The organism is Phaeovulum vinaykumarii (assembly GCF_900156695.1).
Taxonomy (GTDB): Bacteria; Pseudomonadota; Alphaproteobacteria; order Rhodobacterales; family Rhodobacteraceae; genus Bieblia_A; species Bieblia_A vinaykumarii.
The window spans coordinates 12,871-34,069 of record NZ_FTOM01000003.1; the positions used below are offsets into that span (position 1 = coordinate 12,871).

Below are 21,199 nucleotides of genomic sequence, written 5' to 3' on the forward strand. Positions count from 1 at the left end.
GCGCGCTTACCTCGCGCCGCGGCTGGCCGCGCCCAGCCCGTGCGGGCCCGCGTCGGGGCCCGTGTCTCGACCCGTATCCGGGCCCGCGTCGGGCGGGTGCATCCCATGCGCGCCGCCCAGCATCAGGCCGATCTCGTCGAGCGTCAGCCCCGCCATCGGGCGCGGCGCGCTCAGCCGCCCGTCGTTGAGCGCGCAGAACCGGTCCGCGATCTCCATCAGTTCCTCGAGATCCTGCGAGATGACGATCACCCCCGCGCCCTGTCCGGTCAGGTCCAGAAGCGCCTGGCGGATGGCGGCGGCGGCGGCGGCATCCACGCCCCAGGTGGGTTGGTTGACGACCAGCACGCGCGGGGCCTGCAAGACCTCGCGGCCGATCACGAATTTCTGCAAGTTGCCGCCCGAGAGCGCGCGCGCGGCGACCTCGGGGCCGGGGGTGCGCACGTCGAAATCGCGGATCACCTCCTCGGCGAAGGCGCGCGCGGCCCGGCGGTCGATGAAGCCGCGGCGGACCAGCGGGCGGCGCACGGTCCCGGTCAGAAGGGCGTTTTCGGTCAGGCTCAGGTCGGGGGCGGCGGCATGGCCCAGACGTTCCTCGGGCGCGCCCAGGATCCCCAGCGCGCGCCGTTCGTTCGGCCCCAGCCCCGAGATATCCTGCCCCCCGAGCCAGAGCGTGCCGGGCCCCGAAGGCCGCTCGCCCGACAGCGTCGCTAGAAGTTCCTCCTGGCCGTTGCCGGCCACGCCGCCGATCCCCAGCACCTCGCCTTCATGCAGCGTGAAGCCCACGCCCTTGAGCGCGGGCCCGAAGGCCGTGCCGGGCGCCAGCGACAGCGCGCGCGCCTCCAGAAGCGCCGGCCCCGGCGCCGTGGCGGGGCGCGCGGGGCTGCGCAGTTCCGCGCCCACCATCATCTCGGCCAGTTCGCGGGCGGTGCGCGCGCGCGGGTCGGTCGTGCCCACCACCTTGCCGCCGCGCAGGATCGTGGCGGTGTCGCACAGGCTGCGGATTTCCTCGAGCTTGTGCGAGATATAGAGGATCGCGGTCCCCTCGGCCGACAGCTGGCGCAGCGTCTTGAACAGGATGTTGACCTCCTGCGGGGTCAGCACGCTGGTCGGCTCGTCCATGATCAGAAGCCGCGGCCCGGCCAGAAGGCAACGGATGATCTCGACCCGCTGGCGCTCGCCGGCCGACAGATCGCCCACGGTCCGGTTGGGGTCGAGCGGCAGGCCATAGGTTTCCGACACCTCGCGGATGGCGCGCGCAAGCTGGCGCATGGGCGGCGCGTCATCCATCCCCAGCGCCACGTTCTCGGCCACGTTCAGCGCCTCGAACAGCGAGAAATGCTGAAACACCATGCCGACGCCGGCGGCGCGCGCAGCCCGCGGTTCGGGCGGGGCGAAGGGGGCGCCCGACAGCTCCATCCGGCCCGCATCGGGCGCCACGAGGCCATAGATCATCTTGACCAGCGTCGACTTGCCGGCGCCGTTCTCGCCCAGAAGCGCATGCACCTCGCCCGGCGCGATATCAAAGGAGATGTCGTCATTGGCGCGCACGCCGGGATAGGACTTGCTCAGCCCCGACAGGCGCAGAAGCGGGGGAACGGCGCGGCTCATGGCAGGCTCTCGGCTTGAGGGTCGGATGCGGGTTCGGCGGACGGGCCGGCCGCAGCGCAAGGCGCCGCCGCACGGTCATGTTTCACTAACGCGCAGGCCACCCCAAGGGCAATGGCCTGCGGATGCTTGCCCAGGGCGGGATCCCCGATCGGGCAGGTGATCGCGGCCAGCGCACCCGGCCCATGCCCCAGATCGCGCAGCCGGGCGGCGAAACGCGCCTGTTTCTGGACCGAGCCGATCAGCCCGATCCGCCCCGCGCCGCGCCCCAGCAGAACGTGGCACAATTCAAGGTCGAGCATATGCGAATGGGTGACGATCAGGTGATGGGCGTCGGCCGGCACGGTCGCAGCCAGTGCCACCAGATCGGGCGTGGCCTCGATCCGAACGCCTGCGGGCGGCGCGGGCGGAAAGCGCGAGGCGTCCACATCGGCCCAGATCAGCGCGAAATCGGGCAGCGGGGCCAGCACCTCGGCCAGGGCGCGCCCGACATGGCCCGCGCCCCAGATCCAGACCGGGCGCGCGGGGCTAAGCGCGGATTCGATCAGCCAGCCCGATACCAGCCGCGGCGGCGCGGGCCGCGGGGGGGCCGCCTGCGCGCGGCGCAGGCTGTCGGGGGGCGGCGCGGTCGTGTCGATGGGGCAGAGCCGCCAGCCCGGTTCGCCGGCTGTGTCGAGATCGGGGCCGATGCCCTCGAGCACCAGCTCGACCACGCCTGCGCAGCATTGCCCCAGCTCGGGGCCCAGCGTGACGCGTTGCGCGCGCCGCAGCCCCGGCGCCAGCGTGCCCTCGGCCAGCCCCGCGCGCGCCTCCTGCAAGGCCAGCCATTCCAGCGCGCCACCGCCGATCGTGCCGGTGAAACTGTCGGCCCAGACGCACATCTCGGCGCCCGCCTCGCGCGGGGACGAGCCGCGGGTGCCGGCCACCAGAACGCGCACGAAGGGGCCGCGGGCGCGGGCCAGCTCCGCCAGGCGCGCGGGATCCCAGCTCATGCGTCCCCCTCCCCACGGGCGCGCGCCACCGCCGCCAGAAGCGCCTCGGGCGTGGCCGGCGCCTGAAGGTCGGGCCAATGCGGCCCGCAGGCGGCGCAGGCGTCGAGAAGCGCCAGATGCGCCGAGATCGCCAGCATGAAGGGCGGCTCGCCCACGGCGCGGGCGCGGTGGATCGCGGGCGCCCCCGCACCGCCCGGCCAGAGCGCGACATCCAGCACCCCCGGCATGTCCGACACCGCCGGGATCTTGTAGGTCGAGGGCGAATGCGTGCGCAGCTGGCCCGCCGCGTCCCAGACCAGTTCCTCGCAGGTCAGCCAGCCCAGACCCTGGACATAGCCGCCCTCGATCTGCCCGCGGTCAAGCGCGGGATTGAGCGAGGCCCCGGCGTCATGCACGATATGGGCGGCCAGAACCCGCGCCTCGCCGGTCAGAATGTCCAGAACGACCTCGGTCGCGGCCGCGCCGCAGACGAAATAGTGAAACGGGCGGCCGCGCCCGGTCTTGCGGTTCCAGTCGAGCCCCGGCGTGGCATGAAAACCCGTGGCCGACAGCGAGATCCGCGCCTCCCAGGCGGCCTTTGCCGCGGCGGCGAAGGGCATCGCGTGGGTGTCCGCGCGGACCTTGCCGTCCTCGAAGGCGATCTCCTCGGGCGCGCAGCCCCACTTCGCGGCCAGCATCGCCGCCAGCCGCGCGCGGATCCGGGCGCAGGCCGCCGCCACCGCCGCGCCGTTGAGATCGGTCCCCGACGAGGCCGCCGTGGCCGAGGTGTTGGGCACCTTGGCGGTGTCGGTGGGCGTGATCCGCACCGCCTCGGGTGCGATCCCGAAGGCCGTCGCCGCGATCTGGGCGATCTTGCGGTTCAGACCCTGTCCCATCTCGGTCCCGCCATGCGAAAGCGCGACCGTCCCGTCGGTATAGACGTTGACCAGCGCGCCCGCCTGATTGAGATGCGTCAGCGTGAACGAGATGCCGAACATCACCGGGCTGATCGCCAGCCCGCGCTTGAGGATCGGGTTTTCCGCGTTCCAGCGGGCGATGGCGGCGCGGCGGGCGGCATAATCGGCGCGCGCCTCAAGCGCATCGAGGATCGCGGGCAGGGGGGCTTCGTCCAGCTCCTGCCCGTAATGGGTGGCCTGGCCCGCCGCCAGCAGATGCGCGCGCCGCAGCGCCAGGGGCTCGCGCCCGGTCCGATGCGCGACATGGGCCAGCACGCGCTCGATCCCCATCATCCCCTGCGGGCCGCCAAAGCCGCGAAAGGCGGTGGCCGATTGGGTGTTCGTGCGCAGCCGGTGGCTTTCGATGCGCAGCGCGGGAATGTCATAGGCATTGGCGGCATGCAGCATCGCCCGGTCGGCCACCGGCGCCGACAGATCGGCCGACCAGCCGCAGCGCAACATGTGGCGCAGATCGAGCGCCCGGATGCGCCCGCTCGCATCAAGCCCCGCGCGATAGTCGATGCGGATCTCGTGGCGCTTGCCGGTCATGCGCATGTCGTCGTCGCGGTCGAGCCGGATCTTGCAGGGCCGCCCGGTCAGATGCGCGGCCAGCGCCGCCGCCACCGCCGGGCCGTTGGCCTGGCTTTCCTTGCCGCCGAAGGCCCCGCCCATGCGCCCGACCTCGACCCGCACCCGCGCCAGCGGCCAGCCCAGCGCGTCGGCCACCTTGTGCTGGACCTCGGTCGGATGCTGGGTCGAGGACTGCACCGTCATCCCGTCCTCGTCGGGCAGGGCCAGCGCGGCCTGCCCCTCGAGGTAGAAATGCTCCTGCCCGCCGACCTCGATCCGGCCCTCGAGGATCTCGAGCCCGGTGAAATCAGGGGGCGCGCTCTGCCAGACGATGGGGCCGCCCTCGAAATGGCTTCCCGCCGCCAGCGCCTGATCCAGCGTCACGATGGCCGGAAGCGGCGTGATCTCGACCCGGCCCAGACGCGCCGCCCGCCGCGCCGCCATATGCGAGCGCGCGACCACCAGAAACAGCGCCTGACCGGCGAAATGGACCTCGGCTTCGGCCAGAAGCGGCTCGGGCAGCGGGTTGGGCGAGACATCGTTGTGCCCCGGAATGTCGGCCGCGGTCAGGACGGCCACGACATCGGGGGCCGCGCGCACCGCCGCAAGGTCCATGCCGGTGATCCGGCCATGCGCCACATCGGACAAGCCAAAGGCCAGGTGCAGCGTGCCCGCCGGGCAGGGCAGGTCATCGAGATAGCGCGCGCGCCCCGTCACCGACAGCTGGGCTGCGTCATGGGGCAGGGGCTTGCCGATGCTCATGGCGCGCCCTCCGGTCCGATATCGCCAATCGCATGGGGCGCGCCGCTCAAGGCCGGGGCCAGCCGCACGACCAAACCTCGGGCCGCGCGCATCCGATAGGCGGCACTGGCGCGGTGATCCGAAAGCGGCGTGAAATCCTGCGCCAGCGCCTGCGCCGCCTCGGCCAGCGCATCGGCCGTCAGGGGCGCGCCGATCAGCGCGGCCTCGAGCGCGGGCGCGCGCGCCGCGACCGGGCCCATGCCGCCGAAGGCCGCCCGCGCGGCGGTGATGACCCCGCCCCGCGCGTCGATCACGAAGGCCGCCGAGACGGTCGAGATATCCTGATCGCGCCGCTTGGCCAGCTTCCAGGCGCGCAGATCGGACGCCGCGGGCAGGGTGATCGCGGTGATGACCTCGTCGGGGGCCAGCGCGGTCTGGCGATAGCCGGTCAGGAACTCGGCCAGCGCCATCCGCCGTTCGCCCGCACGCAATGAGGCCAGCGTGATCTCGGCCCCCAGCGCCAGCAGCGGCGGCGCGGTATCGGCAATGGGCGAGCCGCTGGCCAGGTTCCCCCCCAGCGTCGCCGCCGCCCGGATCTGGGCCGAGGCAAAGCGGCCGAGATAGGGCACAAGGCCGGGATGGCCCGCCGAAAGCGCCGCGCGCATGGCCGCGATGGTGACGCCTGCGCCCAGGGTGATGCGGTCGCCCGCGGGCTCGATCCGGGTCAGCGCGGGGATATCGGCGACAAAGGCCACCGGGCCCAGATCCATCAGCCGCTTGGATTGCCACAGCCCGACATCGGTGCCGCCGCCGACCAGCGTGCCGCCCGGATGCGCCGCGCGCCAGCGCAGCAGATCGTCCAGACTGCGGGGTCGGCAGAAATCGGCCTCGGGGGTCGTCTCGGGCGGGGGCAGGGGCGCGGGCGGGGCAAAGAGCCCCTCGGGCACAGGCGCCGCCGCCGCGGCGCGGGCCGCGCGCAGGATCGGCGCATAGCCCGTGCAACGGCAGAGATTGCCGCCCAGGGCCTCGGTCAGGGCCGGATCGCCGGGGGCGGGATCGGGGTCGCGCTGCGCGGCGGGCGCGCCGGGGACATGCGGCGGGGGCAGCGCGCCTTGCGCATGGGCCGCGGCCAGCGCCATCACGAAGCCCGGCGTGCAGAAGCCACATTGCGCGCCGTGATGCGCGACCATCGCGCGGGCGACCGGATGATCGGGGCCCAGGCCCTCGATCGTGGTGACGGCCTTGCCGGCGATCTGGCCCAGCATGCTCACGCAGGCATTGAGTGCGCGCAGCCCGCCCGCATCCTGCACGATCACCGTGCAGGCGCCGCAATCGCCCTCGGCGCAGCCCTCCTTGGTGCCCTTGAGCCCCGCCTCCTCGCGCAGCCAGTCCAGCAGCGGACGGCGCGGATCGGCGCCGCGCAGGCTCTGCCGCGTGCCGTTCAGCCAGAATTCGATCAGCATTCTTCTTCCCCTCGACGGCCCAGCAAAACCCCGAAGTTCAGAGGCACGCAAGGGATTTCCCGCCCATGCCTGCCCGCCCGTCGCGCAACTGCCCGCTTTCGCGGCATCTGGCGGCGCGCTAATGTGCCGCCATGACCGAGCCGCGATTCATCCACCTGCGCCTGCACACCGAATATTCGCTTCTGGAAGGGGCGATGCCGGTCAAGAAGCTGATCAAGCATTGCGAGGCCAACGACATCCCCGCGGTGGCCGTCACCGACACCAATGCGATGTTCGCCGCGCTGGAATTTTCGGTGCTGGCGCAGGGCGCGGGGATCCAGCCGATCCTGGGGTGCCAGATCTCGGTGGGCTATGACCCGGCACCCTTGGGCGAAAAACCCCGGCCGCCGGCGGCGCTGGTGCTTCTGGCGCAATCCGAAGCCGGCTACATGAACCTGATGAAGCTCAACTCGTGTCTCTATCTCAAGGAGACCGAGACCGAGGTTCAGGTGACGCTCGAGGAGCTGGAGGCCCATTCCGAGGGGCTGATCTGCCTGACCGGCGGGCCCGACGGGCCGCTGGGGCGGCTGATCGCGCAAGGTCATGCGCCGCGCGCCCGCGACCTGGCCGCGCGGCTGGCCGCGATCTACCCCGACCGGCTCTATGTCGAATTGCAGCGCCATCCCGGCGAGGGCGGTCAATGCACCGAGGCCGAGCGCGCCACCGAACGCGGCCTTGTCGAGATGGCCTATGACATGGGCCTGCCGCTGGTGGCCACCAATGACGTGCATTTCCCCGATGCCGATCTCTACGAGGCGCATGACGCGCTGTTGTGCATTGCCGACGGCACCTATGTCGATCAGCCCCAGCCGCGCCGGCGCCTGACGCCGCAACATTATCTGAAGTCCGAGGCCGAGATGGCCGCGCTCTTTGCCGATCTGCCCGAAGCGCTGGAAAACACCGTCGAGATCGCGCGCCGCTGCGCCTTTGCCGCCTACAAGCGCAAGCCGATCCTGCCGCGTTTCGCCGATGACGAGGTCGAGGAATTGCGCCGCCAGGCCTGGGAGGGGCTGCGCCGGCGTCTTGAGGTCATACCCCATGCCGCGCCCGTCGAAGCCTATGAGGACCGGCTGAAATTCGAGCTGGGCATCATCGAGCAGATGGGCTTTCCCGGCTATTTCCTGATCGTGTCGGATTTCATCAAATGGGCCAAGGAACATGACATCCCGGTGGGGCCGGGTCGGGGGTCGGGGGCGGGCTCGCTGGTGGCCTATGCGCTGACCATCACCGATCTGGACCCGCTGCGCTATTCGCTGCTGTTCGAACGCTTCCTGAACCCCGAGCGGGTGTCGATGCCCGACTTCGACATCGACTTCTGCATGGACCGCCGCGAGGAGGTGATCCGCTACGTCCAGGAGAAATACGGCCGCGAGAAGGTGGGCCAGATCATCACCTTCGGCGCGCTTCTGTCCAAGGCGGCGGTGCGCGATGTGGGGCGGGTGTTGCAGCTGCCCTATGGCCAGGTGGACCGGCTGTCGAAGATGATCCCGGTCGAGGGGGTCAAGCCCGTCTCGATCGGCAAGGCGCTGGCCGACGAACCCCGCCTGCGCGAGGCTGCCCGCGCCGAGGAGGTGGTGGACCGGCTCCTGACCTATGCCCAGAAGATCGAGGGGCTCTTGCGCAATGCCTCGACCCATGCCGCGGGCGTGGTGATCGGGGACCGGCCGCTGGACGAATTGGTGCCGCTTTACCGCGATCCGCGTTCGGACATGCCGGCCACGCAGTTCAACATGAAATGGGTGGAACAGGCGGGTCTGGTCAAGTTCGACTTTCTGGGGCTGAAGACGCTGACCGTGATCCAGAACGCGGTCGATCTTCTGAAGCTGCGCGGGATCGAGGTGGACATGTCGGCGATCCCGCTCGACGATCCGGCCACCTACGAGCTTTACGCCAATGCCCGCACCGTGGCCGTGTTCCAGGTGGAAAGCTCTGGCATGATGGACGCGCTGCGGCGCATGAAACCCACCTGCATCGAGGATATCGTGGCGCTGGTGGCGCTCTATCGGCCCGGCCCGATGGAGAACATCCCCACCTATTGCGAGGTCAAGCACGGGCTCAAGCCGCTCGAGAGCCTGCATCCCACCATCGACCCGATCCTGGCCGAGACCCAGGGCATCATCGTCTATCAGGAACAGGTGATGCAGATCGCGCAGGTGATGGCGGGCTACAGCCTGGGCGGCGCCGACCTTCTGCGCCGGGCCATGGGCAAGAAGATCGCCGAGGAGATGGCCAAGGAACGCCCCAAATTCATCGAGGGCGCCAAGGCCACGCACGGGATCGACGCCAAGAAGGCGGGCGAAGTCTTTGACCTGCTGGAGAAATTCGCCAACTACGGCTTCAACAAGTCCCACGCCGCGGCCTATGCGGTGGTCAGCTATCAGACCGGCTGGCTGAAGGCCAATCACCCGGTCGAATTCATGGCCGCGGTGATGAACTGCGATATCCATCTGACCGACAAGCTGGCCGTCTACAAGCGCGAGGTCGACCGGCTGGGCATCGAGACGGTGGCGCCCTGCGTCAATGCCTCGCTGGCCAAGTTCACCGTGCGCGACGGCAAGGTCGTCTATGCGCTGGGCGCGCTCAAGAACGTGGGTGTCGAGGCGATGAACCTGATCGTGACCGCGCGCGGGGACACGCCCTTCCGCGACCTGTTCGATTTCGCCGCGCGCGTCGATCTCAAGCGGGTGGGCAAGCGCCCGCTCGAGATGCTGGCGCGCGCGGGCGCCTTCGACCGGCTGGACCCCAACCGCCGCCGGGTCTTCGACAGCCTCGAGGCGCTGGTGCTCTATTCCGCCGCGGTGATCGAGGCGCGGACCTCGGCGCAGGTGTCGCTGTTCGGCGAGGCGGGGGGCGATCTGCCGCCGCCGCGGCTGGCCGATTGCGACGACTGGCTGCCCTCGGAACGGCTGGCCGAGGAACACAAGGCGATCGGCTTCTATCTCTCGGGCCACCCGCTTGACGATTACATGCCCGCGCTGCGGCGCAAGAAGGTGATGACGGTGGCCGAGGTCCAGGCCGCGGCCGAGGCCGGGCCGATGGTGGCGCGGCTGGCCGGCACCGTCTCGGCCCGCCAGGAGCGCAAGTCCACCCGCGGCAACCGCTTTGCCTTCGTGCAATTGTCCGACCCGACCGGCCTTTACGAGGTGACGGTCTTTTCCGAGACGCTTGAGGCCAACCGTCAATACCTTGAACCGGGGGCGGCGGTGGTGCTGACGGTCGAGGCCAATCTCGAGGGCGAGACGCTCAAGCTTCTGTGCCGCGCCGCCCAGCCCATCGAGAGCGCCACCGCCGATGCCGGGGGCAGCGGGCTGCGCGTCCATGTCGAGACCCCCGAGGCGGTCGAGGCCGTGGCCGCGCTGCTGGCGCGTCTGGGGGGCGAGGCAAAGTCCAGCCGCGCCCGCGGTCCGGTGCATCTGTGCGTCAGCGATCCCGCCCGCGGCGTGGATTACGAGATCGCCGCGGGGAAGGATTTCCCCGTCAACCCCAGGACGAAAGGCGCGCTGCGTTCGCTCCGCGGGGTTGCGGTGGTCGAGGAAATCTGACCCGCGCGCCCCGCGCCAAGGCCCCCAGATCCGCGGTCTGGGGCGGCGCGGCGAACGGACCGCAGGACAATCGGACAATTGACGTTCCTGTAACCTTGCGCCAGTGTTTCCGCCGTCGTTTCGTTTCCCGTGACCATGTCCTTTGATGCGCGCCTTCTTCGTTGCCCCGTGCCCTTCGAACCCGACCGCGGGTCCGAGGCCGCGGCCCGTTTCCCGGAACTGTCCCGCCCGCTGCGCGATCTGATCGCGGGAACGGCGGGCTCGAGCCCCTATCTGGCCGGGCTGATCGCGCGCGAGGCCGACTGGATCGGCCCGGCGCTGGCGGGCCGTCCCGAGACCGCGCTGGACGATGCACTGTCGGGGCTGGCGGATCTGTCCTCGGGGGATCTGGGGCCGGCGCTGCGTCAGGCCAAGCGGCGCGTGGCGCTTCTGGCGGCGCTGGCCGATCTGGGCGGGGTGTGGCCGCTTGAATGCGTGACCGGGGCGCTGACGCGGCTGGCGGATGCGGCGGTGCATCACGGCCTTTGCGCGCTGGTCGGTGACGAGATCCGCCGCGGCAAGCTGCCCGGCCAGACCCCCGAGGATGCCGCGACGGCGGGCGGGCTGGTGGCGCTGGCCATGGGCAAGATGGGCGCGGGCGAGCTGAATTATTCCTCGGACATCGACCTGATCTGTCTCTTCGACGAGACCCGCTATGACCCCGCCGATCAGGCCGAGGCCCGCGCCAGTCTGATCAAGGTGGTGCGCCGGCTGACCGCGCTTCTGTCGGATCTGACCGCCGAAGGCTATGTCTTCCGCACCGACCTGCGGCTGCGCCCCGATGCGGCGGTGACGCCGGTCTGCCTGTCGATGGCGGCGGCCGAACTTTATTACGAGGCCGAGGGCCGCACCTGGGAACGTGCGGCCTATATCAAGGCGCGCGCCTGTGCCGGCGACATCGCGGCCGGCGAGCGGTTCCTGAAGACGCTGACCCCGTTTGTCTGGCGCCGGCATCTGGATTTCGCCGCCATCCAGGACGCCCATGACATGCGCCTGCGCATCCGCGACCACAAGGGGCTGAACGGGCCGATCAACGTGCCCGGCCACGACATGAAGCTGGGCCAGGGCGGCATCCGCGAGATCGAGTTCTTCACCCAGACCCGGCAGCTGATCGCCGGGGGGCGCGACCCGGCGCTGCGCCCGCGCGACACGGTGGGGGCGCTGGCGGCGCTGGCCGAACGCGGCTGGCTGCCGCCCGAGGTGGCCGACGATCTGACCAACCATTACCGCGCCCACCGCGAGATCGAACACCGCATCCAGATGGTCAATGATGCCCAGACCCATGCGCTGCCGACCTCGCAGGAGGGGCTGGCGCGGGTGGTCAACCTGATGGGCGAGGGCGATGTGGCGGCCTGGTCGGCACGGCTGCGCGACCGGCTCGAGCGGGTCGAGACGCTGACCGGGGGCTTCTTCGCGCCGTCGGAAAATGGCGACATGCCCGAATTGTCGGCCGAGACCTGCGAGATGCTGGAACGCTGGCGGTCCTATCCGGCGCTGCGTTCGGCGCGGGCGGCGGGGATCTTCGGCCGGGTCGAGCCCGAGATCCTGCGCCGGATGATGCGTGCGGCCAACCCCGAAGAGGCCCTGCGCCAGTTCGACGGCTTCCTGTCGCGCCTGCCCGCCGGGGTGCAGCTCTTTTCGCTCTTCGAGGCCAACCCGCATCTGATCGACCTGATCGTCGATATCTGCGCCACCGCGCCGGGGCTGGCGCGGCATCTGTCGCGCAATGCCGCCGTCTTCGATGCGGTTCTGGCGGGCGAATTCTTCGCCCCCTGGCCGGGGACCGGCGCTCTGGTCGAGGGGCTGCGCGCCGCGCTCGAGGCGGCCGAGGATTACGAGAACCAGCTAGATGCGGCGCGGCGCTGGCTCAAGGAATGGCATTTCCACGTCGGCGTGCACCATCTGCGCGGGCTGACCGATGCTGCCGAAGCCGCCACCCAATATGCCGATCTGGCAGATACGGTGCTGACCGTGCTCTGGCCCGTGGTGATCGCCGATTTCGCCACCCGCCACGGCCCCCCGCCCGGCCGCGGGGCGGCGGTGCTGGCGATGGGCTCGCTTGGGGCCAGCCGGCTCAACGCGGCCTCGGACCTGGATCTGCTGGTGATCTACGATCCGGCCGATGCCGAAAGTTCCGAAGGGCGGCGCCCGCTTCAGGTGCGCAGCTATTATTCGCGCCTGACCCAGGCCCTGGTCACCGCGCTTTCGGCGCCGACCTCCGAGGGCCGGCTCTATGAGGTCGACATGCGGCTGCGCCCGTCGGGGCGGCAGGGGCCGGTGGCGGTGACGATGACGTCTTTCGAAAGCTACCAGATGGAGGAGGCCTGGACCTGGGAGCATCTGGCGCTGACGCGGGCGCGGGTGGTGACCGGGCCGCCCGATCTGGCCTCGGAGATCGAGACGATCCGTCGCCGGGTGCTCAAGGCCAAGGGCGCGGGCGCCGAGGTTGCCGAGGAGCTGGCCCGGATGCGGGCGCGGATCTTCGCCGCCAAGGCCCCCGACGGCGCCTGGGAAGCCAAGATCGGGCCCGGACGGCTTCAGGATATCGAGCTTCTGGCCCAGAGCTTTGCGCTGCGCACGGGCGATCCTGCCCGCCGGGTCGAGGCCCAGATCCGTGCCGGGCGCCGCGCCGGGCTTCTGGACAAGGACGAGACCGAGACGCTGCTGTCGGCCTATCGCTTCCTGTGGCGGCTTCAGGCGGGGGGGCGGCTGCTGACCGACCGGGCGCTTGACATGGACACGCTGGGCGACGGCGGGCGGGCGTTCCTGTTGCGCGAGACCGGGCGCGACGACCTGCCGGGACTGGCCGAACATCTGGCGGCCACCGTCGCGCGCACGCAAGGGGTGATCGAGACGCTCCTGGCGCGGGGCATTTCGGCGCCCGCGACGGATGCGGCGGCGGCGGCGCCCTCCGACGGCCCGGACCGGGACGCCGCCCATGGCTGAGCGCAGCCCGCCTCCGGCCGACATCGACCCCAAGGGCCTGATCCGCGAGGTCTATCGCATGGAGGGCCTGGGCGACGGGGAATGCCGGTCGATCTTTCTCGACTGGCTGCTGTCGCTGCCCGAAGGCCACGACATGTCGACCGCGCTGCGTGTGCTGATCGCCGAATATGCGACCCCGGCGCCGGATCACCCGATGAGCGCGATCCTGGCCGAAGCCCTGTCCGCGCCCAGGGAAACCGCGCGCCGCCGCGGCGGCTGGGCGGCGCGCCGTCCGCAGGGCAAGCGCACGACCGAACATTGAGGCGCCTGAGGCCATCCGCGCGTGCCTTGCCCCCGCGCGCCTTACCAATGCCCGATATTGGGGGCCGACACCCAGGGCTCGGCCGGGGGCAGGGCGGCGCCGCGCTGGAGCAGCTCGACCGAGACATTATCGGGGCTGCGCACGAAGGCCATGCGTCCGTCGCGCGGGGGGCGGTTGATCGTCACCCCGTTGGCGGCCAGATGCGCGCAGGTGGCGTGGATGTCGTCGACCTCATAGGCGACATGGCCGAAATGGCGGCTGTCCGACGGCAGCCCCGGATCGCCGTCCCAGTTATAGGTCAGCTCCAGCGGGCATTCGCTCTGGCCGGGCGGCGCCAGGAAGATGAGGGTGAAGCGCCCCTCCTGGTTCTCCATCCGCCGAATTTCCTGAAGCCCCAGAATTTTCCAGAATTCCAACGACTTTTCCAGATCCAGAACCCGGACCATCGTATGCAGATACCGCAACGCCATGTTCGTTCCTCCTCCTCCCTGATCGACCCTGCCCCCTGGGGGCGGGCCGTCAGAAAGAGTGCCTGAGACCGAGCCCGAGGGAAAGCTCGGATCGCTCGAAGCGGCTCACGTTCGAGCTGACCGAGAGGCTGCGCAGCCGCAGACGCGGCGAGAACCCCGCCATGTCGAGCCGGTCCGACCAGATCTCGGCATCGGCAAAGATCATCGTGTCGTGCCGCCCGCCGGGCACGGGAATGAAGCCCACGTTATAGCGGCGATAATCCAGCGCCTCGGTGCCCGCCGAGAGCGCCAGCCCCAGCGGCAGACCGGCGGGCAGGACCGGCACCAGCCGCGCCATCAGACGGCGCGAGACATGATCGAAGCCGGGGCGGTCGGTGTCGGTGGTCTCGACCGACCAGCTCAGCCCCAGCTGGCCGCGCGGAACACCGCCCAGCCGCAGGTCGCCCGTCCAGCCCAGGGCCAGCCGGCGGATATGGGCGTCGTCCAGCGCATTCTGCGCGTCGATGCGCCGTTCGAGCCCGGCCGACAGATCGGCCAGCCCGCCGCCCAGCTTGCGCCGCAGACCGGCGCTGGCGGTGACGAAATCATAGCTGGGCTGGCGCGGATCATAGCGCAGCACCGGGCCGGGCAGGGGCGCGGCCTCCCAGGCGCGGCCCATCCCCAGATCGAGCGTCACCGCGGTTTGCGCATCGAGGCTGCGCAGATGCGACAGGCCGATCTCGGCGCTGGCCGAGGCAAAGTCGCTGCCCCGCGCGCCCGGCGCCTGGGCGCGCGCGCTATCCGACAGGCGCACCTCGCGGATCGACAGCCGGCCGCGCAGATCGGTGCGCGCGCGCGCCGAAGCCCCCAGCCGATAGCGCGCGCTGGCGTCAAGCGCGCCGATCACCCCCGAGAGCGCCTGCGCATCGCCCGACAGGATCCCCACCACCGGCACGCCGTCGATCACGTTGAAGCGGTCGCGCGCGCCGCCATTGACGTTCGAGGAGGGCGTGAAGCCAAAGCTCAGCTGGCCGCGCCAGGGGCTGGCGGCGCGCAGACGCGCGGCAATGGCGCGGTCGCGCGCGGCACGGGCGGGATCGGGGGCGGCGGCCGCGGCGGTTTCGGCCCAGCGGGCGGCGCGGCCGGTCCGGCCGAGTTTCAGCGCGGCTGCGGCGGCCAGCTCGGCGCTCTGGTGGCGCTGAACGGGGGTGCGGGCGGTGTCATGTGCGCGCGCGGCCGCCCGCAGCGCCGGCCCCGCGTCGCCGCGTTGGGCGGCGATCTGCGCGGCCAGGAAATGGCCGAAACTGTCGCCCGGCGCGGCCGCGACCAGCGCCTCGGCGATACGGAGGGCCAGATCCAGATCGCCGGCCTGAAACGCCCGCAGCCCGGCAATGCGCAAGACGGGCAGGGGCGTGTCCACGGTGTCGGGCGTGCGGTCGGGGACCGGTGCGGCGGTCTCGGCGCCGGCGGCCAGCGGCACCGTCCCCAGCGCCAGGGCAAGCGCCAGAACGGCCCGGCGCAGGGCCGCCCCGCCCCGGCATGCGCCCGCACGCGCCATCAGGGGGCGACGGTTGCGCAGATCGGCGCGCTTCCGGGCAGACCGCATTGGGTCAGCACGAAGACGCCATGTTCCTGTTCGTTGGTCCAGGTGCTCTCGAATTCCTCGAGATGGACGACACCCGCGACCGCCGCCGCATCGGTGCCGCCGAAAATGCCGCCATAGGTGCCGGTGCCCACCTGCGCGGGATTTTCCGTCGTGCCGGCAAAGGTGCCGTTTCCGTCGATGGTCGCGGCGACCAGGATCACGTCATCAAGCGAGAAACCGCTGTCGACGATGACGCGGTTATAGATCGAGCCGTTGACGGAACTGTCGGCGAAATTGGCATTGAGGAAGATGTCGCCCGCCACACGCGCGGGCTGCGACGGCGTCAGAGACGGGTCGGTGCCGGCGGGGATGGGCAGCGTCACATCCGTCGGCCCGCCCGCGGCCAGCCCCACGTTGGTGACGGCGGCATAGCTGCCGGCATAGGACACCTGGCCCGAGCCGGGGGTGGCGCTGTTGACGGGGGGGGCGTCGAAAGCGCCGTCGCGCTCGTAATAGCCGCCGGCGAAATAGCGGTTGAACTGGCCGCCATCGCCCACCGTGGCCGCGCGCACCGAGCCATCCGCGCTTTCCGCCGCCAGTGCGATGAACATCCGGTCCAGCGCGTCCTCCTGCATGCGGAAGGCCTTGTAGCCGGTGACATCGAGCGAGGCATCGCGCGTGAAGGTCGCCGTCAGCGGCGTGGTGTCGAGGCTGGCAATCTCGATCTGGATCGTGCCGCCACCGGGGGTGGTGCCGGGGTCATAGACGATCTTGTTGACGTTGACGGCCAGATCGGCCGGGATCGCCGCCGTGGTGGTGCCGCCGCCCGAATTCGACGAAGCCGTCACCAGCGGACTTGCCCCGCACGAGGCCACGGCCACGGCCGCTGCCATGCTCTTGATCGCACGCATCATGTCTCGATAGCTTTCTTGTTGAAGCTTGCCTCGGGCGAAAGCTGGCGAAGGGGGGACGCGAAGTCAACGCGTTTGCATGACGTGGGGTCGTTTTGGCCCCCGGTGCGGCTTTGATGCACCCCCCGCGCCGGACGCGATGCAGGTGGCCCGAGGCCGGGTCAGCGGCTATGAAAGCGCAAACGCGCCTTGGGCGCGATTCTGATCGAACGGAGGATTGCATGGCCCTGACCCCGGAACAGCAGGCCGAGATCGAGGCCGCCCGCGCCGAGCCGCGCCCCACCTTGCGCGCGGTCGCGCCGGGCATGGAGGCCCAGCTTCACATCGCCCATCCGATCCTCGATCACGGGCTGATCCGCGTGGTCGATTACATGGGCGACGACGGTGCCATCTGCCAGGCCGCCCGCGTCAGCTATGGCCGCGGCACCAAGGCCGTGTCCGACGACCGCGGGCTGATCCGCTATCTGATGCGGCACTGGCATTCGACGCCCTTCGAGATGTGCGAGGTCAAGTTCCACGTCAAGCTGCCGATCTTCGTGGCGCGCCAGTGGATCCGCCACCGCACCGCCAACGTGAACGAATATTCCGCCCGCTATTCGGTGCTGGACCGCGAATTCTACATCCCCGCGCCCGAACAGCTGGCCGCGCAATCGCGCACCAACAATCAGGGCCGCGGCCAGCTTCTGGAGGGGGCCGAGGCGCAGCGCGTGCTGGACATCCTGCGCGAGGATGCCACCCGCGCCTATGACCATTACGAGGACATGCTGACCCCCGACCCCGAGGCCGGCAAGCAGGGCCTTGCGCGCGAGCTGGCGCGGATGAACCTGCCGGCCAATGTCTATACGCAATGGTATTGGAAGGTGGATCTGCACAACCTGTTCCACTTCCTGCGCCTGCGCGCCGATCACCACGCCCAATACGAGATCCGCATCTATGCCGAGAAGATGGCCGAGATCGTCAAGGATTGGGTGCCGCTGGCCTATGAGGCCTTCGCCGATTACCGGCTGGGCGCGGCAAGCCTGTCGGCCCAGGCCCGCGCGGTCCTGAAACGCCGCCTGGCCGGCGAGACCGTGACCGAGGAAACCTCGGGCATGAGCAAGGGCGAATGGCGCGAATTCGTCGAGGAATGGGGCTGAACGTCGAGAGGATAACTTGCTTTCTTTGCTGCTATCGAAAAAAGTTCGAGAACTCCGGGATTATCACGCAAGACAAATCCCTGACTCTGACCTGGCGGGCAGAAGACCCTTTCAGCTCACCTATGAAGAGGTTCTTGACGCTCACTTCGCCATCGCAGACTTTTTCTTTCGTGAGGATTACGGCCTCGGCGGAATAGGATTTCGTGACCTCAATGGGTTTTTATCGACCGTCGATCGACAGTATTCCACGTATAGCGAGATATCGGATCTTGAAGGCTTCGAAACGATTTCCACACTTGTATTTGGGATAGTAAAGAACCATCCATTCCACGATGCAAACAAAAGAACTGCACTGCTATGCCTACTCCTGCAACTACATAGGATGGGTCGAGTCCCTACGGGACGAGAAAAAAACCTCGAGGATTTCATCGTGTCAATTGCAGATAACACTATTGAGCAAAGAGCCGCGATAAAATCCCTTAAGAAAAAGGGGGCGCAGCGACCCACCATTGAATACATCTCGAGATACTTGCAGAAAAACTCTCGAAGGACTCAACCCATGAATTGCCGGCTCAGATTCAGAGAGCTCCGTTCAATTCTTGAGGCTAACGGATTTTCATGCAAGAATGCATACAAGGGGACGATTGACATCGTGAGAACTGAAAGCAAGCGCGTCCCGCGCTTCTTCCGGTCGGACAGGATCGAGAAGGCAGACGTCGTTGTTACAAATATCTCTTACCATGGGGAAGGCGCCGAGGTAGCGGATAGCACACTAAAGCTTGTCAGGCAGGCGTGTGGTCTTACCGATCAAGATGGTTTTGACGGAGAAGTTCTTCTCAGAGATGCGCAACCAACCTTTCAATTGATTAAGAGCTATCGCACCGCGCTGCAAAACCTGGCATACCGCTAGGCGGTTCATTTAACGAGTTCTCTTGTGTGAAACCAACCCGACGCGCTCAGTTTTCCCAGACGACGCGGAAGCCGCGGGGGCGGGTGACGACGAAATTGTTGTGCCAGCCCGAGCCGATGCCGATCCCGAAGATCGGGTCAAAGCGCATCGCGGTTTCCACCACCAGCGCGGTATCGCCCACCGGCATCGCGGGGATGCGGTCGGCCTCCTTGGCGATCGACGCGTCGGTCTGGGCGGGGATCGAGCCGGTGGCATGCGACCAGTCCACGCGAAACTGGTTCTGCTGGGCGTCCCAGTAGATCGAGCTGACGCGGATCCAGCTGTCGTATTTCGACTGGGTGATATAGTCGAACAGCTTCTTGAGCCCGTCGATATAGGCGTCGTTGACCGGCGCCCGCTCGCGCGAGATGGCGTCGGCAATCGTGTAGGAGGCCTTGACGTTGGTGGCGCGGGTGCGGAAGGCTTCGGTGAACTGGAACGACACCGCCAGCCACCAGGCCAGGACCACGACCGACAACACGCCCTCGACCGGGGTCGAGCCCGTCTCGTCGGCGCCAAAACGCCGCAGGAGACGGCGCAGATCACGCATCAGGCTCATGTGCCGTCCCCCCTCATGGCTCGTTGACAAAGGCGGTCATCGACACCAGCGCCAGCGTGCCTTCGCTGTCCAGCGGCAACAGCGGGCCGATGCCGAAAGTGGGCATGATCGGGTGGACCTTGAGGCAGGCGCGCATCAGCATCAGCTGGTTGGCCGCGCCGCGCTCGACCTCGGTGTCGGGCTGGGTGACCAGCGAGCGGTCGACGCAAGGGACGCGCTGCCCGGCCGTGGTCGAGCTCCAGGTGGTCTTGTCGATCTCGACGACCTCGACGGCCAGATCTTTCATGCAATTGGGCACCAGCGCCACGCGTCCGCACAAGGTGCGCTTGAGATCCTGAAGCGGCGGCAGCGGCGCAATGCCCAGCCGCAGCACCCGCGCCACGTCATCGACCGCGCGTTCCAGCAGCATGTGCCGGATCGACAGGAACGACAATTCGATCGACGAGAACATGATCATCAGGAAGAAGGGGATGAAGATGATCGCCGGAATGGTGACGGCGCCATCCTCGCGGCGCAGGAACCGTCGCAGCCGCGCCCGGCCGCGCCCGGCGACAGGCCTTCTGGCGCCCGCAGCGCAGGGGATATGCGCGCCCGTCGGCATCAGTTGGTCAGCCTCAGCGCGTTGATCGAGGCCGCGATGCCGGCGAAGGCCTCGCTCATCTCGACCGAGGTCACGTCGAAGGCGGTGGCCTTGGCGGTGGCGCAATCTTCCAGGACGACCTTGCCATCGGTGGGCGCATCCACCGCGATGGTGAAGATCAGCAGGTTATTGGCATCGCCCGCTGCCGAGGCATCCTTGGCCGCTTCGCACAGATTATGCAGCCGCGTGTCCTTGTCGTCATATTCCGATTGCAGCGTCATCTGATTGTAAAGCGTGGTGGAATTCATGTTCCACGCCTTGGACAGATACTTGTTGACCACATATTGAACCGGCCAGCGGGCATACATGGCTTCGTAGCTGACGGGATAGGTGCGTGGCATGCTCCAGGCCGCAATCCAGCGGTTGTCGTAGAAGCGATAATAGTAGTTGTAATACGAATTGTAATAGTAGAGCGAATCTTCGCGCGTGTCATTCGCGCCGCGTGTGGACACGACGGGCGAGGTGCCGCTGCGATAGGCGGGCTTGAGCGAATAGGAGCGCGTATTCTGGCCGTCGGTCATCAGCACCATGACCTTCATCGCGTCGCGTTCATTATAGGAATAAGGCCTCCCGCTGAGCGAAGCCGAGGCATCGCCCGCCGAGATCATCGCATTCAGCGCCGGCCGCGCCGCCGGATCCAGCAGCGCAAAGCCCCATTTCGCCCCGATGTCGATCGCGGTATCGCCATCGGCGTCCAGGCTGTTGATCTTGTTCTTGATGTCGGTCTGGCTGTTCGAGAAGGCCAGAACCGAATTGCGCGAAACCTCGACGCAGTTCTGGATCTGCCAGTAATTCGGTGTCGAGAACCCCCATTGCGCATAGTCGAAGCTGTCGCCCCACATGGTGCGTTGCAATGCAGCGGCCGGCGACACGGAAGCCGATCCGAAATCGAAATCGTAGAAATCGACGCAGGTATTCTGGCTGTGATCGTTCGACAGGTTGAAATAGCGCGCGGTGGTGGTGCCCAGCGTCACCTGCTGGTTATAAGGCACGACCGAGATCGCCAGCCGGCCCGCCGGCGCGCCCGCGGGCTGCACGTTCTCGAACATCGTGTCCACGAAATCATTGGCCGCCGATTTCAGCAGATCGATGCGCCGGCCAAGATATCTGCGGCCCGAATAGACCGGATCCCCCATCGAGCCCGACACGTCGAGCACGAGCGAGATCTCGACCAGGCCGATGCTTTCGGTCGCGGTCGATTGCGCGGCCACGGTCATCTCGTCCAGCCCCACGAGCGAGGCCAGGAAGGTGGGGTAGGTGGCGGCGATGTCGACCGAGACGGTCTTCGACGCCCCCCACGATCCGGTGGCCACCGTCGGCACCACGTTCAGCCCGCCCAGGCCCGCCTTGTCGAAGTAATCCACGACCACATCGGTGGGGTTCATGCTCTGGCTGAGATCGGCGGCCGCCAGCGTGGCCCGGTCAGCGGTGTTCTGCACGATCGTGCGCCGTTCTTCCTGGCGCATGAATTCGATCGCCACCCCCGACAGCAGCAGCATCGCAATGAAGATGTAGAGCGACAGCGCGATCAGCGCCCCGTCTTCCGCGCGGGCAAAGCCCCGCAGCCGGGCGCGGCTGGCGCGGGCCAGATCGGCGCCGACCCCGGCAAGGGTCTGCGGAAAACGGGCAGCCGGGCGCGGGCCCGTCCCGGCAGGGGGGGGCGCGCGGTCGGCATCGGGCAGATGGGGCCTGTTGTGCATCGTTCATCCTTTCCCCAAGGGGACGCCCGCCGTCTGGACGGACGGGCCCCGGTGATCCGGCCACGGGAACAGACCACGCGGGCAGACCTTGGGCCGG

Annotated in this window: 15 protein-coding genes; 5 read left to right on the top strand and 10 right to left on the bottom strand. The window is 68.7% G+C overall.

The genetic code is table 11. The features are described 5' to 3' along the window. Nucleotides 1-6 precede the first annotated feature (6 nt). From BW949_RS08160 to BW949_RS08175, 4 genes are read right to left on the bottom strand one after another with little or no spacing between them, the layout of a single operon-like run. On the bottom strand, nucleotides 7-1,608 hold the full coding sequence (locus BW949_RS08160) for an ABC transporter ATP-binding protein (RefSeq protein ID WP_083947666.1): 1,602 nt from the start codon (nucleotides 1,606-1,608) through the stop codon (nucleotides 7-9). Further along, complete coding sequence (gene xdhC, locus BW949_RS08165) at nucleotides 1,605-2,597, bottom strand: xanthine dehydrogenase accessory protein XdhC (protein ID WP_076364983.1); 993 nt, start codon at nucleotides 2,595-2,597, stop codon at nucleotides 1,605-1,607. Before xdhC ends, BW949_RS08160 begins: the two co-directional genes overlap by 4 nt. Continuing rightward, nucleotides 2,594-4,864 carry a xanthine dehydrogenase molybdopterin binding subunit gene (gene xdhB, locus BW949_RS08170; RefSeq protein WP_076364985.1) on the bottom strand — a complete coding sequence of 757 codons (2,271 nt, stop codon included), beginning with the start codon at nucleotides 4,862-4,864 and terminating at the stop codon, nucleotides 2,594-2,596. The genes xdhC and xdhB overlap by 4 nt, the downstream gene beginning before the upstream one ends. Then, the gene (locus tag BW949_RS08175) at nucleotides 4,861-6,306 is read right to left on the bottom strand and encodes a xanthine dehydrogenase small subunit (protein ID WP_076364987.1); all 1,446 of its coding nucleotides are present in this window, start codon (nucleotides 6,304-6,306) and stop codon (nucleotides 4,861-4,863) included. The genes xdhB and BW949_RS08175 overlap by 4 nt, the downstream gene beginning before the upstream one ends. A gap of 131 nt (nucleotides 6,307-6,437) precedes the next feature. Here BW949_RS08175 and dnaE point away from each other — a divergent pair, with 131 nt between their 5' ends. The 3 genes from dnaE to BW949_RS08190 all read left to right on the top strand — a co-directional run bounded on the left by dnaE (nucleotide 6,438) and on the right by BW949_RS08190 (nucleotide 13,173). Further along, nucleotides 6,438-9,887 carry a DNA polymerase III subunit alpha gene (gene dnaE, locus BW949_RS08180; protein WP_076364989.1) on the top strand — a complete coding sequence of 1,150 codons (3,450 nt, stop codon included), beginning with the start codon at nucleotides 6,438-6,440 and terminating at the stop codon, nucleotides 9,885-9,887. Between the two features lie 135 nt (nucleotides 9,888-10,022). Continuing rightward, nucleotides 10,023-12,872: a [protein-PII] uridylyltransferase family protein gene (locus BW949_RS08185; RefSeq protein ID WP_076364991.1), complete on the top strand. Its 2,850-nt coding sequence runs from the start codon at nucleotides 10,023-10,025 to the stop codon at nucleotides 12,870-12,872. Further along, a complete protein-coding gene (locus BW949_RS08190; RefSeq protein ID WP_076364993.1) occupies nucleotides 12,865-13,173 on the top strand; it encodes a hypothetical protein in 309 nt (102 codons plus the stop codon). Before BW949_RS08185 ends, BW949_RS08190 begins: the two co-directional genes overlap by 8 nt. A gap of 41 nt (nucleotides 13,174-13,214) precedes the next feature. On the opposite strand, the gene BW949_RS08195 is transcribed toward BW949_RS08190, so the two are convergent. The 3 genes from BW949_RS08195 to BW949_RS08205 are packed head-to-tail and all read right to left on the bottom strand — an operon-like array spanning nucleotide 13,215 to nucleotide 16,121. Continuing rightward, a complete protein-coding gene (locus tag BW949_RS08195; RefSeq protein WP_076364995.1) occupies nucleotides 13,215-13,643 on the bottom strand; it encodes a VOC family protein in 429 nt (142 codons plus the stop codon). A gap of 49 nt (nucleotides 13,644-13,692) precedes the next feature. Next, nucleotides 13,693-15,228, bottom strand: coding sequence for a hypothetical protein (locus BW949_RS08200; protein ID WP_076364997.1), 1,536 nt, complete (start codon nucleotides 15,226-15,228; stop codon nucleotides 13,693-13,695). Then, entirely contained in the window at nucleotides 15,180-16,121 is a 942-nt protein-coding gene (locus tag BW949_RS08205; RefSeq protein WP_076364999.1) for a transferrin-binding protein-like solute binding protein, read from the bottom strand. The genes BW949_RS08200 and BW949_RS08205 overlap by 49 nt, the downstream gene beginning before the upstream one ends. Before the next feature lie 218 nt (nucleotides 16,122-16,339). On the opposite strand from BW949_RS08205, the gene thyX reads away from it, so the two are divergent. Both thyX and BW949_RS08215 read left to right on the top strand, forming a co-directional pair. Further along, nucleotides 16,340-17,254 carry an FAD-dependent thymidylate synthase gene (thyX, locus tag BW949_RS08210; protein WP_076365001.1) on the top strand — a complete coding sequence of 305 codons (915 nt, stop codon included), beginning with the start codon at nucleotides 16,340-16,342 and terminating at the stop codon, nucleotides 17,252-17,254. A 16-nt stretch (nucleotides 17,255-17,270) separates the two neighbouring features. After that, a complete protein-coding gene (locus BW949_RS08215) occupies nucleotides 17,271-18,164 on the top strand; it encodes a type II toxin-antitoxin system death-on-curing family toxin (protein ID WP_083947667.1) in 894 nt (297 codons plus the stop codon). 46 nt (nucleotides 18,165-18,210) lie between these two features. Here BW949_RS08215 and BW949_RS08220 read toward each other — a convergent pair whose 3' ends face one another. The 3 genes from BW949_RS08220 to BW949_RS08230 are packed head-to-tail and all read right to left on the bottom strand — an operon-like array spanning nucleotide 18,211 to nucleotide 21,102. Continuing rightward, nucleotides 18,211-18,762 (bottom strand): hypothetical protein, encoded by a 552-nt coding sequence (locus BW949_RS08220; protein WP_076365005.1) that lies wholly within the window; start codon nucleotides 18,760-18,762, stop codon nucleotides 18,211-18,213. A 13-nt stretch (nucleotides 18,763-18,775) separates the two neighbouring features. Then, on the bottom strand, nucleotides 18,776-19,363 hold the full coding sequence (locus BW949_RS08225) for a TadE/TadG family type IV pilus assembly protein (protein WP_076365007.1): 588 nt from the start codon (nucleotides 19,361-19,363) through the stop codon (nucleotides 18,776-18,778). Continuing rightward, the gene (locus tag BW949_RS08230) at nucleotides 19,363-21,102 is read right to left on the bottom strand and encodes a TadE/TadG family type IV pilus assembly protein (RefSeq protein ID WP_076365009.1); all 1,740 of its coding nucleotides are present in this window, start codon (nucleotides 21,100-21,102) and stop codon (nucleotides 19,363-19,365) included. Before BW949_RS08230 ends, BW949_RS08225 begins: the two co-directional genes overlap by 1 nt. Nucleotides 21,103-21,199: the final 97 nt, after the last annotated feature.